The organism is Variovorax sp. 770b2 (assembly GCF_900115685.1).
GTDB lineage: Bacteria > Pseudomonadota > Gammaproteobacteria > Burkholderiales > Burkholderiaceae_C > Variovorax.
In genome coordinates this window covers 121,560-135,015 of the sequence record NZ_FOXJ01000003.1, presented here as the reverse complement: position 1 = coordinate 135,015, position 13,456 = coordinate 121,560, and the positions used below count along the sequence as shown (strand labels likewise).

12 protein-coding genes are annotated in these 13,456 nt (G+C 69.5%); 4 read left to right on the top strand and 8 right to left on the bottom strand.

Going from position 1 to position 13,456, the window contains the following annotated elements:
* Positions 1-10: 10 nt before the first annotated feature.
* From BM133_RS19920 to BM133_RS19905, 4 genes are all read right to left on the bottom strand, one after another.
* Positions 11-904, bottom strand: a complete 894-nt coding sequence (locus BM133_RS19920) for an amidohydrolase family protein (RefSeq protein ID WP_177224889.1) — start codon at positions 902-904, stop codon at positions 11-13.
* Positions 901-1,743, bottom strand: coding sequence for an amidohydrolase family protein (locus BM133_RS19915; RefSeq protein WP_093437456.1), 843 nt, complete (start codon positions 1,741-1,743; stop codon positions 901-903). Before BM133_RS19915 ends, BM133_RS19920 begins: the two co-directional genes overlap by 4 nt.
* Before the next feature lies 1 nt (position 1,744).
* Positions 1,745-2,734: a Bug family tripartite tricarboxylate transporter substrate binding protein gene (locus BM133_RS19910; RefSeq protein ID WP_093437453.1), complete on the bottom strand. Its 990-nt coding sequence runs from the start codon at positions 2,732-2,734 to the stop codon at positions 1,745-1,747.
* A 126-nt stretch (positions 2,735-2,860) separates the two neighbouring features.
* A complete protein-coding gene (locus BM133_RS19905; protein WP_093437451.1) occupies positions 2,861-3,766 on the bottom strand; it encodes a LysR family transcriptional regulator in 906 nt (301 codons plus the stop codon).
* A gap of 119 nt (positions 3,767-3,885) precedes the next feature.
* Between BM133_RS19905 and BM133_RS19900 the strand changes: the two genes are divergently transcribed.
* Positions 3,886-4,947, top strand: coding sequence for an adenosine deaminase (locus BM133_RS19900; RefSeq protein ID WP_093437448.1), 1,062 nt, complete (start codon positions 3,886-3,888; stop codon positions 4,945-4,947).
* On the opposite strand, the gene BM133_RS19895 is transcribed toward BM133_RS19900, so the two are convergent.
* A complete protein-coding gene (locus tag BM133_RS19895; RefSeq protein ID WP_093437446.1) occupies positions 4,908-6,209 on the bottom strand; it encodes an MFS transporter in 1,302 nt (433 codons plus the stop codon). The two genes, BM133_RS19900 and BM133_RS19895, sit on opposite strands and share 40 nt — an antisense overlap.
* A 98-nt stretch (positions 6,210-6,307) precedes the next feature.
* Between BM133_RS19895 and BM133_RS19890 the strand changes: the two genes are divergently transcribed.
* Entirely contained in the window at positions 6,308-7,267 is a 960-nt protein-coding gene (locus BM133_RS19890) for a LysR substrate-binding domain-containing protein (RefSeq protein ID WP_093437443.1), read from the top strand.
* A 63-nt stretch (positions 7,268-7,330) separates the two neighbouring features.
* Here BM133_RS19890 and BM133_RS19885 read toward each other — a convergent pair whose 3' ends face one another.
* From BM133_RS19885 to BM133_RS19875, 3 genes are all read right to left on the bottom strand, one after another.
* A complete protein-coding gene (locus BM133_RS19885; RefSeq protein ID WP_093437441.1) occupies positions 7,331-8,590 on the bottom strand; it encodes an MFS transporter in 1,260 nt (419 codons plus the stop codon).
* Between the two features lie 140 nt (positions 8,591-8,730).
* A complete protein-coding gene (locus tag BM133_RS19880; RefSeq protein ID WP_093437438.1) occupies positions 8,731-10,932 on the bottom strand; it encodes a xanthine dehydrogenase family protein molybdopterin-binding subunit in 2,202 nt (733 codons plus the stop codon).
* Between the two features lies 1 nt (position 10,933).
* On the bottom strand, positions 10,934-11,416 hold the full coding sequence (locus BM133_RS19875; protein ID WP_093437435.1) for a (2Fe-2S)-binding protein: 483 nt from the start codon (positions 11,414-11,416) through the stop codon (positions 10,934-10,936).
* A gap of 105 nt (positions 11,417-11,521) precedes the next feature.
* On the opposite strand from BM133_RS19875, the gene BM133_RS19870 reads away from it, so the two are divergent.
* Positions 11,522-12,472 carry a GlxA family transcriptional regulator gene (locus BM133_RS19870; protein WP_093437432.1) on the top strand — a complete coding sequence of 317 codons (951 nt, stop codon included), beginning with the start codon at positions 11,522-11,524 and terminating at the stop codon, positions 12,470-12,472.
* An 89-nt stretch (positions 12,473-12,561) separates the two neighbouring features.
* Positions 12,562-13,398, top strand: coding sequence for an SDR family NAD(P)-dependent oxidoreductase (locus BM133_RS19865; protein ID WP_093437430.1), 837 nt, complete (start codon positions 12,562-12,564; stop codon positions 13,396-13,398).
* Positions 13,399-13,456 lie beyond the last annotated feature (58 nt).

The window sequence follows — 13,456 nt, the reverse complement described above, 5'->3', positions numbered from 1 at the left end:
CGCCGGAAATTCACTGCGCGGTGTCTTCAGTCTCCATGGGCGGTTCCTTCCATCCCAGCACCCGCGACAACCCGCGCCCCATCACCCAGGGCAGTTCCTCGCGGGGAATGAAGTCGAGCGCTTCGACGAAATGATCCACCGCCTCCCGGTAGGTGCAGGGCAAGCGCGAGACGTCCGATCCCCAGAAGGTGCGGCGCGGCCCGAAGTGCTCGTACACGCGCTTGAGGTGCGGCCGCAAGTTGGCGAAGGGATAGCCCTCGGTGCTGTAGCACGGGGCCGCCGAGGTTTTCACCGAAACGTTCTCCAGTGCGCCCAGGCGCAGCATCGCGTCCAGGTCCGCGAAGCAGGCGTCGTCGCGCAGGTCGCTGCGGCGTCCCAGGTGGTCGATGATCAGCTGGAGCCCGGGATGGCGCCGCGCGATGCGCTCCAGCGCGTCGAGCCGCCCCGGAATGAGCAGCATGACTGGGATGCCCAGCCGCTCGCAATCGGCCCAGAACGCGTCCAGCGTGGCGTCGTCCAGCCATGCGTCCCACGGCGGCTTGTGGAAGGTCATGCGGATGCCCGCCATGTGCGGGTGCGCGAGCCACGAGGCCAGCGCCTGCGGTGCACCGGGCGCGGTCGGATCGATGCGGCCCATCACGGCGAATCGCCCCGGGTATTGCGCGGCCGCCTCCAGCGCGGTGTCGTTGCAGTCGCCCACGGGCGAGGGCGGCACGATCACCGCGCGCGCCACGCCGGCGGCGTCCATCAGGGCGACCATCTCCTCGGCGCCGATGGGCTCGGCGCGGTGCGGCCGGGCGCCGGGCACGGCAACGAAGACGGGGCTTGCGCGATGCTCAGCGGGCCACGGGCGCCCGGGCCGGTGGGCCTCCCACACATGCACCTGGGCATCGGTGACTATCACGCGGCGCCGCGCGGGTTGCGGAAGTACAGGTCGATGGCGTTGAGCCCCAGCACGCGGCGCATCGCCGCATCGGGCACCGCCTCGTCGAGCCACGCGATCGTGCTCGCGTAGGTGGTGGACTCCACGCCCACGAAGGGGCAGTCGCTCGCCCACAGCATGCGGTCGTGGCCCACGCGCCAACACAGTTCGCGGGCGAGTTCCGCGGCATGGTCGCCCAGGCGGTAGCCGCCCGACAGCTTGACCCAGGTGCGGCCCTTCTCGACCGAGCGCGTGACGGCTTCGAAGCCCGCGCAGCGCTCGCGCAGCACCGGGTCGGGCCGGCCGATGTGGTCGATCACAATCTTCACGCCCGAGCGCTCCAGGTGCGGCAGCACCTGTGGGATGCGGGGGCCGTCCAGGTGCAGGTGCACGTGCCAGTCCATGTCGGCGAGCCGGTACAGGAACTTGCGGTAGTCGAAGCTCGAAAGGTCCGGCAGCTCCTTCATGCTGATGAAGGGCAGGCGCACGCCGACGAAGCCCTCGCGCGCCAGTGCCTCGAGTTCGTGGCGGGTGGTGGACGGATCGAGGATCGCGGTGCCGCGCCACAGCGGCCGCGTGCGCAGCGCCTCGGCCATGTAGTCGTTGCAGTCGCCCCAGGGGCTGGCCGCGGCGATCACGCAGAACTTCACGCCGTGTTCGTCCAGCGTGGCCTCCAGCTGCTGCGCGGTGAACTCGTAGTCGGGGCTGTGCCGCGGGTCGGGCAGCAGCGGCATGTTCTTGCGGAAGACGTGGACGTGCGTGTCCACCAGCGGCGCGTCGGGGCGCTGCACGAGGGTGTCGGGAGTGTCGGAAACAGGCATCTCAGATCTTGATGTTGGCTTGCTTGATGACCTGCGCCCACTTGAGCCGGTCGCGTTCGAACACCGCGGCCATCTCGGCCTGCGTGCTCGCCTTGGGATCGACGCCCAGCCCCAGCAGGCGCTTGCGCAACTCCGCCTCGGCCAGGATGCTGCGCATGGCCGCATTGAGGGCGGCGGCGATGGCGGGCGGCGTGCCCTTGGGCGCGAAGAGCGCGTTCCACCCGGTGACCTCGTAGCCGGCCACGCCCGCCTCCTTCACGGTGGGCACCTTGGGCAGCCACGGCGTGCGCGCGGGGCCGGTGGTGGCCAGCGCCCGCAGCACGCCGGCATCGATGCCGCCGCGCAGGGCCGCATAGGACTCGAAGCCCACGTCCACGTCGCCGCGCTGCAGCGCCATCTGCACCTCGCCCGAGGTCCTGAACGGCACGATGGCCGCATTCAGCTGCGTGACCGACTTGAAGAGTTCGCCCGAGAGGTGCTGGGTGCTGCCTGGGTTGATGGTGCCGAGCGTGAGCTGGCGCTTCTTGCTCTCGGCCAGCAGCGCTTTCAGGTCGGCGAACGGACTGTCCTTGGCGACCAGCAGGTTCAGGTCGAAATAGCCGAGCGATGACACCGGCACGAAGTCCGCCTGCGGATCGAACGGCAGCTTCAAGAGGCTCGTGGCGATGGTGGTGCCGTTGCTGAACAGGATCAGCGTGTAGCCGTCGTGCGCCGCGCCGAGCACGTACTGCGCGGCGACCACGCCGCCCGCGCCCGGGCGGTTGTCGATGACGACCTGCGTGCCGAGCTTCTCGCCGAGCTTTTGCGCCGTGAGGCGCGTGGAGATGTCGGCCAGGCCGCCCGGGCCGAACGGCACGACGATGCGGATCGGCTGCGAGGGGTATTTGCCCTGGGCTCGCACGGCGGTGGCCCCGGCGAGGCTCGCACCCGCCGCGAGCGCCCCGAGGACGACGCGGCGCCGGCTCGGGTCATGGAAAAAACGAGGATGCATGGTGTCTCCGCTGTCTTGTGCACGGTCTTGTGCTTGATCGGCGGCAGTCTAGGGACGGGGCTGGCCCGCGCACAACTGAATTGTTTGGCGCGGGCATGCACGGCATTCATGCCCCCGGCGAATCACTCATCCCGCGCCGGCAGCGAGGTGCTCGCGCACGAGCGCGGCGGCCGTGTCCGCGAGAAAGCTTTCTTCCGCGCGCAGCGGCACGCCGGGGCGCGTGGCCACGACCAGGAGGCGCGTGATCTCCGGGCCCTCGATGGGCACCGCCGCCACGCCGTCGCCGGCCCGCACGCACAGCCGGGGCACGACGGTCAGGCCCAGGCCGCCGCGCACCATCTCCACCGCCATGGCCGTGCGCTGCGCCTCGTAGCGCCAGCGCACCTGCTCGCGCAAGGGCCCGAGCGCATCGTCGATCGTCATGCTGTTGCCCGATGGCAGGCTGATGCGGATCATCGGCTGCGCAAGCAGCTCACCCCAGGCGACGCTGCGCCGCGCTGCGAACGGGTGATCGGCGGGGCAGGCCAGCACGAAAGGCTCGCGCGCGATGGGCTGCGCCGAGAGCTTCTCGGGCACGCCCTGCGCCAGGGTGATGCCGAAGGCGGCCGTGCCGGCCTGCACGAGTTCCGCCACTTCCACCGGCGAGCTGTCGAAAAGCCGCACCTGCACCTGCGGAAAGCGCTCGGCCGCGCGCCGCAGCAGCGGCACCAGGATGCTCGCCGAGACCGTCGGCACGCAGCCGAACGCGACCCAGCGCGTGGCGTCCTGCCCGTGGCGGCGCACATCGTCGAAGGAGACTTCCAGCTGCTGCACCGCGCTGCGCGCGCGCGGCAGCAGGGCGTTGCCGGCCTCGGTCAGCGCGATGCCGCGTGAGGTGCGCACGACCAGCGCCGCGCCCAGGCTTTCTTCCAGCTTGCGCATCCGGTGGCTGATGGCGGTCTGCGACAGGTGCAGCCGCGCCGCGGCCATCGCGAAGCTGCCGCTTTCCACCACCGCGAGGAAGGCCTGGATGCCGAGGAAATCGATCTGCACTGCTTGTCTCCAATCGTTCTTTGCAGGGGAGCCCGCATGGCGTGAATATAGACATCGCGATAAACACCGCGCCGCCTGCGCTTATGCTGTGCGGGATCACAACGCAGAGTCTCCCCGCCATGACCGATTTCCGCCCCGCCTACGACCCGCGCTTCGACACCATCCCCGCCGACCGCCTCCCCGAACTGCTGCGCGCCATGCCCAAGGCCGAGTTGCACATGCACATCGAAGGCTCGCTCGAACCCGAGCTGATCTTCGCGCTCGCGCAGCGCAACGGCGTGGCCATTCCGTATGCCAGCGTCGAAGACCTGCGTCGCGCATACGCCTTCACCAACCTGCAGAGCTTCCTGGACATCTACTACGCCGGCGCGAGCGTGCTGCTGAAAGAGCAGGACTTCTACGACATGGCCTGGGCGTATCTCGAGCGCGCCGCGGCCGACAACGTGGTGCACACCGAGATGTTCTTCGACCCGCAGACGCACACGGCGCGCGGAGTGGCGATGCAAACGGTGATCGCCGGCCTGCACCGCGCGTGCGTCGATGCAGAGCCGAAGCTCGGCGTGAGCGCCTCGCTCATCCTCTGCTTCCTGCGCCACCTGAGCGAAGAAGAGGCGTTCGAGACGCTGGAGCAGGCGCTGCCGTTCCGTGACAAGTTCATCGGCGTGGGACTCGATTCGAGCGAGGTCGGCCATCCGCCCGAGAAGTTCGCGCGCGTGTTCGCACGCTGTCGCGAGCTGGGCCTGCACCTGGTCGCGCACGCGGGTGAAGAGGGCCCGCCCGACTACGTGTGGAGCGCGCTCGATGTGCTCAAGGTCGAGCGCGTCGACCACGGCGTGCAGAGCGCGAAAGACCCGGCGCTGATGAAGCGGCTCGCGCAAGACCGCATTCCGCTCACCGTGTGCCCGCTGTCGAACCTCAAGCTGTGTGTGTTCCCGGACCTCGCGCAGCACAACCTCGGCGCGCTGCTCGATGCGGGGCTGGTCGCCACGGTCAACTCCGACGACCCGGCCTACTTCGGCGGCTACATGAACCAGAACTTCACGCAGACCTTCGCAGCCACCGGGCTCAACGTGCAGCACGCCTGGCAACTGGCGGCGAACAGCTTCGAGGGCAGCTTCATCGACGAGGCGGCCAAGCGCGCTTACGTGGACCGGCTCAACGCCGTCTTCGCGAGCTTCTGATCGGCAGCAACTGGCCGCGGCACCAGCAGCGGCATCGCAACCAGCGCGCAGGCGCTCGCTGCGAGCCACACCATCGGCCAGCCCTGCAGCGCGAGCAGGTGCGGAATGGAAAAGGGCGTTACGAAGCACACCAGGAACACGCTGGTGTTCGCCATGCCCAGCGCGGTGCCGGCGCGCGCCGCGCCGGCCAGCGTGGCCAGCTCGGTATAGGCCACGCCGTGCCACGCCGACACGCACACGCCGCTCACCCCCAGCAGCACGACCAGCGCGATGCGCAGCGCCGATGAGTCGGCCGTGTGCGTGCCCGCGGCCATCACCAGCACCGCGAGTGCGGCGAACAGCGCCACGCTGAGCGCGCTGCAGGCGCGCAGGTAGGCGGGGCGGTTGCGGCGGCGGTCTGTCCAGCGGCCGCTCCACACGCGCATCACCATTGCGCCGACCTGCGTGAAGACCATGGTGGCGGTGATGGTCGCGAGACCCGCATGGCCGAAGTCGTGCAGGAACACCGTGCCGAAGGACAGCACCGCGAACTGCGGCGCGCAAAGAATGCCGATGCCCAGCACGATGCGCCAGACGCGCGCATCGCGCAGCGGGCCGGTCTTCGGGGCTTCGGCCGTGGCCGCCGGGATGCTCGGCGCATTCCGCGCGATCGGTGGCTCGTGCACCCACGCCCAGCTCATCACCGCGCTCAGCGCGCACAGCAGCGCGAGCAGGCCGTAGAGCGCGGCAAAGCCGAAATGCAGCGCGACGAACGGCAGCACCAGCGCGCCGATGCCGCCGCCCAGCGGCACGGCGGTCTGGCGGATGCTCATCGCGAGCCCGCGTTCGCTGGCATCGAACCAGGTCATCACTGCGCGGCCGCTCGCGCCATTGACGCTGCCACCCAGCAGGCCGACCAGCAGCAGGCCCGCGGCGAGCCAGCCGAGCCCGGGGATGTGCCGGGCGCTCGGCGCGGCCCAGAGCGCCATGGCGACGAGTGCGATCGCGGTGCTGCCCAGGCCCGTCAGCAGCACCGGCCGATCGCCCCAGCGGTCGGTCAGGAGGCCCCACGGCAACTCGCTCACCGCGATGCCCAGGCCCATCAGGCCGAGCACGAGGCCGAGCGTGGCGTTGTCCAGCTGGTAGCCGGTGCGCATCAGCACGGCGGTCATCGGGATGCCGCTGAAGGCCACGGAGAACGCCGCGTTGGCGGCCACGCCCGCGGCCAGCACCTTCCAGCGGTGGCGGGGCGAAGGGGAGAGGGAAGCAGGCGAGTGGGTCATGGTGCGGCGAAGTTTCCGCCGTTGCAAAGGTTTTGAAAATCAGAAAATAATGAGTGAACCGTCCACAAAAACAGGACGATAAGAAAAAGGATGAATCCATGTCCCAGGTGATGTTCGATCTCGACGTGCTGCGCAGTTTTTCCACCGGCATCGCGCTCGGCAGCTACGCCCGCGCAGCCGACCGGCTGGGGCGCTCGACCTCCGCGGTGAGCGCGCAATTGAAGAAACTGGAGGCGCAGGCCGGCACCGTGCTGTTCCGCAAGGCAGGCCGCGGGCTGGAACTCACCGACGCCGGCGAAACGCTGCTGGCCTACGCCCACCGCATGCTCGAACTCAACGAAGAAGCGGGTGCTGCCATGCGCGGTGCCGACCTCCAGGGCTGGGTGCGACTGGGCCTGCAGGAAGACTTCGGCGAGACGCTGCTGCCCGCGGTGCTCGGGCGCTTTGCGCGCGCGCATCCCAAGGTGCGCATCGAGGCCTGCGTGGCGCGCAGCGCCGAGTTGCGCGAGCGTTTGGAACTCGGCAAGCTCGACCTCGCGCTGGCCTGGGATGCGGGCGACCATCCGCCGTCGCTGCATGCCGAGCGTGTGGCGCGCCTGCCGCTGCAATGGATCGGCCCCGCCTCCGGCGATGTGCTCGATGCAGCCTGGTGGAAGGAGCGCGAGCGCCGCGAAGGCGCAGGTCGCGGCGCGCGCAAGTCCAGGGAGCCGCTGCCGCTGGTGCTGCTCGATGCGCCGTGCCCGCTGCGCGACATCGTCACCCAGACGCTCGACCGCGCCGGCGTGCCATGGCGCCATGCGTTCACCAGCGCCAGCCTTGCCGCCTTGTGGGCCGCGAGCTCGGCGGGCCTCGGCCTCACGGTGCGTACGCCGTTCGGGCTGCCGTCGCATGTGCGCGCGATCGACCGCACGGCGGTGGGCCTGCCGGCGCTGCCGCAGATGTCGATGGCGCTCTACCGCGCGCAGGCCAACGCCGAGGCACCGGTCGGGCGGCTCGCCACGCTGCTGCTGGAGGCCGTGCGGCAGCATGTGCAGATGGCTCCGGCGCAAATGCACTGAGCACAATCCGTCGGATCGTGCCGTTCCCCCGAAGGCGGCGCGGCGCCACCGTCAGCGAATAGTTCAGCGAGCAACCGGCGCAGCCGTGGACGCGGCCCGCCGCGCGAGCCAGTTCCACCCGGCGCCTGCGGCCATGAGCACGCAGGTGCCCAGGAACACGGCCCGCATGCCGATGTGCCCGCCCACGAAGCCACCGAGCAGGGGGCCGGCCACCTGACCCGTGTACTGCGCCGAGGTCGAGTAGCCGAGCATGTTGCCGGCCACGCGCTCGGGCACGTTGTGGCGGATCACGCTCGCAATGCAGGGCAGCAGCCCGCCGAGCGAGAGCCCCATCAGGAAGCGCAGCACCACCAGCTGCCAGCCCGAGGCGACGAAGGCCTGCGGAATCAAGAGCACCGCCGACACCGCCAGGCACCCGACGATCACGTTCCAGTGGCCCACGCGGTCGGCCAGCTTGCCCAGGCGCGAGGCCGAGAGGATGCTGCCGAGCGCGGCGGCGGACATCACGAGGCCGGCCGTCATCGTCACGCGGCTGGGGTCTTCGACCAGCGTGGCGACGTAGACGGTGATGATCGGCTCGATCGACATGTTGGCCAGCATCAGCAGCATGCCGGTGAAGAGCATCGCGACGAGCGGGCGCTTGTCGGGAATGGCGGCCCAGCCGGTGTCGGGCGTGTCGCTGTGCTTTGCGCTCGAGGGTGCCTTTTTTTCCTCGCGGATCAGGAAGGTGGTGGCCAGAAAGGCCACGAAGATCATCGCGCCCGCTGCGAAGAAGGTCGCGCGGATGCCGATGAGCGGCGGCAGCGCGCCGCCCACCAGCGGACCCACGAGGTTGCCGGCCATGATGGCCGAGGACATGGTGCCCAGCGCCCAGCCGGTGCGGTCCTTGGGCGTCTGCGTGGCCACCAGCACCATCGAGCCCGAGGCGTAGCCGCCGAGCAGCCCCGCGAGCAGCCGAAGTCCGACGAGCTGCCAGACGTTGCCGGCCATGCCGATCAGCGCCATCGCCACCGCCATGCCCAGGCTCGCGCGGATCAGCATGGGCTTGCGGCCATAGCGGTCGGCCAGCCGGCCCCACAGCGGCGCGACCAGCGCGGCGCTGAAGAAGGTGGCGCCATAGGCCACGCCGGACCATTGCACGATGGCCGCATGGTCCTTCACGCCCAGTTGCTCCACGTAGAGCGGCAGGAAGGGCAGCAGCAGCGTCATCGCCACGATGGTGGTGAAGGAGCCGAACATGCAGACGGCGAGGTTGCGCTGCCAATGCGCATGAGCGGCGCTGGCGTGGGTGGCGCTGCTGGCGGAAGTTGTCGGGTTCGTCATGGGGCGAACCATTGTCCGGCCATGGGGCCGGACCCGCGCCTGCCGATTCGCGGCGGCACCCATCGTGGCGTTGCATGGGTGCCGCCATGTGCCCTGGTCGGCGCCGGTCGGTGCCGGTCGTCGCGACCGGTCGCCGCCGGTCAGGCCGTCTTGAGCTGCTCGGGATCGATCGGCAGCTTGCGCACCCGCTTGCCCGTCGCCGCGAAGATGGCGTTGGTGAGCGCAGGCGCCAGCCCCGAGGTGCCGGGCTCGCCCATGCCGCCGGGGGCTTCCCTGCTTGCGACGATGTGGGTCTCGATGAGCGGCGTCTCGTTCATGCGCACCACGCGCACGTCGTGGAAGTTCGATTGCTCGATGCGCCCGTCCTTCACCGTCGCCTTGCCCCAGAGCGCACCCGAGATGCCGAAGATCACGCCGCTCTGCACCTGCGCCTGCACGGTGTCGGGGTTGACGATCACGCCCGCATCGAGCGCGCAGACCACGCGCTTGACGTTCACGTCGCCCGACTTGGCGACCTCCGCATCCACCACCAGCGCCATGAAGGTGCCGAAGGCGAACTGCACCGACACGCCGCGCCCCTGGCCCGCGGGAAGGGGCTGGCCCCAGCCGGACTTTTCGGCAGCGAGCTTGAGCACCGCCAGCGCGCGCGGGTTCTGCGCGAGCAGCGCGGTGCGGAAGGCGACGGGGTCGGCCTTCGCGGCGGCCGCGAGTTCGTCGATGAAGCTCTCGACCACGAAGACGTTGTGCGTCGGCCCCACGCCGCGCCAGAACGCGGTGGGCACCGGCGGCTCGTGGTTCACGTAGTCGACCAGGATGTTCGGCAGCGCGTAGGGCGGTTTCTCGGCGCCGTCGATGGTCTCGGGATCGAAGTTGTTGTTGTAGGCCGGCGGCAGCCAGCGCTTGAGGATCGAGGAGCCGGTGATGCGGTGGCTCCATGCGACGGGCTTGCCCTCGGCATCGAGGCCGGCGCTCACGCGGTCGTAGAAGTAGGGGCGGTACATGTCGTGCTGCGTGTCTTCTTCCCGCGTCCAGATCACCTTGACGGGGCCGTCGACCTTCTGCGCGATCTGCACGGCGCGCGTGATGCTGTCGACCTCCAGCCGCCGGCCGAAGCCGCCGCCCAGCAGGTGGTTGTGCACCGTCACCTTCTCCACCGGCAGGCCCGTGACCGCAGCGGCCGCGGCCTGCGCGCGCGTGAGCACCTGCGTGCCGACCCACACCTCGCAGCTGTCCTTGCGCACGTGCACGGTGCAGTTCAGCGGCTCCATCGCCGCATGGACCAGGAAGGGCACCTCGTAGACCGCCTCCAGGCGCTGCGCCGCGCCGGCCATGGCCTTGGCGTTGTCGCCTTCCTTGCGCACGACCGCGCCCTGCTTCTGCGAGGCCTGGGCCATTGCCTGCACGATGCTTTCCGTGCTCACCTTGGCGTTGGCGCCGTCGTCCCATTCGACGACCAGGGCGGCAAGGCCCTTCTTTGCCGCACCCATGTGGTCGGCGACGACGGCCACGCAGTCGTCCAGGCGCACGACCTGGCGCACGCCGCGCACCTTCAGCGCCGCGGCGTCGTCGATGCTGCGCACGCGCCCACCGAAGACTGGCGACTGCTTCAGCGTGGCGACCTTCATGCCGGGCACGCGCGCATCGATGCCGTACATCGCGGTGCCGTTCACCTTGGCGGGTGTATCCAGGCGCCTGGCGGCGGTGCCGATCAGCTTGAAGTCGGCTTGCGGCTTGAGTTCGACCTTCTCGGGCACGGGGAGCTTCGCCGCATCGGCGACCAGCGCGCCGTATTTGAGGCGGCGTCCGCTCGCGGCGTGGACCACTTCGCCACGCACGGCGCGGCACGAGGCCGGCTCGACACGCCAGCGTTGCGCCGCCGCCTGCACGAGCACCGTGCGGGCCGTGGCACCGGCGCGCCGCATCGGCTCGTAGGCCCCGCGGATCGTGGTGGAGCCGCCCGTCACCTGGAAGCCCAGCAGCGGGTTGCCATAGAGCTTGTCGCTCGGCGGCGCGTGTTCGAGGCGCACGCTGGCCAGGTCGATCTCCAGCTCTTCGGCAATGAGCATCGGGATGCTCGTGTACGTGCCCTGGCCCATTTCGATGAAGCCCATGACCACGGTCACCTGGCCATCGGGAGCGATGCGCACGAAGGCATTGGGTGCCCATGGCGCAAGGGTGGGGCCGGCCGCGCTGGTCGTGCCGGCCGCATCGGCCGTGGAAGGCGCGGCGCCGAGGCCCACGCCGATGAGCAGGCCGCCGCCCAGCGCGGCGCCCACCGAGAGAAAGCCGCGGCGCGACAGCGCGGCGTCGGCTTCAGGGGGTGTCAGTCGGTCGAAGATCATGTCAGGCCGCCTTCCTTGCTGGTGCTGCTGTCTTGCCGGAAAGGGCGCGTGCCGCTTCCTTGATGCCGGCGCGAATGCGCACGTAGGTGCCACATCGGCAGATGTTGCCGCTCATGGCGCCGTCGATCTCTTCGTCGGTGGGCGCTGTGTTCTTGCTCAGGAGGGCCGTGGCCGACATCAACTGGCCCGATTGACAGTAGCCGCATTGCACGACGTCCAGGTCGAGCCAGGCCTTCTGCAGTGCGCGCCCGACGCGTGTGCCCGCGAGCGACTCGATGGTGCTCACGTTGGCGTTGGCCACCGATTCGACGGGCGTGATGCACGAGCGCGTGGCCACGCCGTCGATGTGCACCGTGCAGGCCCCGCACATTCCGAGGCCGCAGCCGAACTTGGTGCCCGTCATGCCGAGCACGTCGCGCAGCACCCAGAGCACGGGCGTGTCGCCGTCGACGTCGAGCGGGCGCTCGATTCCATTGACTTTCATAGAGCTTCTTTCTTGTGGCGCCGCGTGGGACGGCTGGTTGACCGGTCGGAGGATGTCACGTAGCCTTTCGACTGGAATGTCGAAATTACCTCTTTTCAGGACATCATGCAGAAACGCATCGCCGTCGTCGTTTTTCCGGGCTTCCAGATCCTGGATCTCGCGGCTCTCGCCGCCTTCGAGCTGGCGAACCAGCAACTGGGCAAACCTGTCTACAAGGTAGAACTGCTGTCCGAAACCGGGGGCGTGGTGCCCAGCTCGATCGGCATCGACGTCGACACCAAACGGTTCACCGCCTCGAAGTTCGACACGCTGGTGATGACCGGCGCACTCACCGTGGAGCCCACCTCCGACACCCTGTGCAAGATGCTGCGCGCGGGCGGGCGCAGTTCGCGCCGGCTCGCGAGCATCTGCACCGGCGCCTTCGGGCTGGCCGATGCGGGCCTGCTCGACGGCCGGCGCGTGACCACGCACTGGGCCTTCGCGCAGGAGCTGCAGAAGCGCCACCCGCTCGCCATGGTGCAGCCCGACCGCATCTTCATCAACGACGGTGCGCTCTGGACCTCGGCCGGCATGACGGCGGGCATCGACCTGATGCTGGCGCTGGTGGAGCAGGACCTGGGCGTCGACGTGGCGCGCCTGATCGCGAAAAAGCTCGTCGTGTACCACCGCAGGGCGGGCGGGCAGTCGCAGTACTCGGCGCTGCTCGAACTCGAACCCAAGTCCGACCGCATCCAGCAGGCGCTGGTGCACGCGCGTGCCAACCTGCGCGACGCGCTCTCGGTCGAAGACCTCGCCGAGGTGGCGCACCTGAGCCCGCGCCAGTTCAGCCGCGCCTTCAAGTCGGAAACCGGCCAGTCGCCCGCGCAGGCCGTCGAGCACCTGCGCGTGGAGGCGGCGAAGGCGCTGATCGATGCGGGCGCGCTGGCGCTGAACGTCGTGGCCGATGAAACGGGCTTCGGCGATCCCGAGCGCATGCGCCGCGCGTTCCTTCGCACGCTGGGCCAGCCGCCGCAGGCCGTGCGACGGGTGGCGAGGCAGGTTGCGGAGGTGGCATAAAAGGAGGTTTATATGACATTTACGCCATCGCACTGACGGAGGAAACTTCCCTTCACGCCGCAACCACGCGGCTTCCAAAGGAACCTCCAATGACTGCTACACCCAAGGGCACCGCCCTCATCACCGGCGCTTCTTCAGGCATCGGCGCCATCTACGCCGACCGGCTCGCCCGCCGCGGCTTCGACCTCGTGCTGGTCGCGCGGAATCACGAGCGCCTGCAGGCGCTGGCCGCGAAGCTCACGGCCGAGACGGGCCGCAAGATCGAGACGATCGCCGCCGACCTCACGGAAAAGAAAGACATCGCGCGCGTCGAAGCCGCCATCCGCACCAATCGCGACCTCACGCTGCTGGTGAACAACGCCGGCGTCGGCGCCACCGCGCCGCTGCTCGCCTCGGACATCGAGAAGATGGAAGAGATGATCGCGATCAACGTGAATGCGCTCACACGCCTTACTTATGCGGCCGTGCCGGGCTTCGTGGCGCGGGGCGCGGGAACCCTCGTGAACATCGCGTCCATCGTGGCGGTCTCGCCCGAAACGCTCAACGGCGTGTACGGCGGCAGCAAGGCCTTCGTGCTCGCGTTCAGCCAGTCGCTGCAGCACGAGCTGGGCGAGAAGGGCGTGCGCGTGCAGGCCGTGCTGCCGGGCGCCACGGCCACCGAGTTCTGGGGCATTGCCGGCCTGCCGGTGCAGCACCTGCCCAGCGCGATCGTCATGACCGCCGAAGACCTGGTCGATGCAGCGCTCGCGGGGCTCGACCAGGGCGAGAAGGTCACGATCCCGTCGCTGCCGAGCCAGGACGAGTGGGACGCTTTCGATGCGGCGCGGCGTGCCATGTCGGGCCGGATTTCCAGCTCGGTGCCTGCTTCGCGCTATGGCGTGAAGGGCGTGAAGGGCGCGAACGCAGAGGCAGCCGCAGTCGCCTGAAAACGGTCGCACTAAAATCCGCACCCCGCAGTTGGGCGTCCCGGCCGGCTGCGGGTTT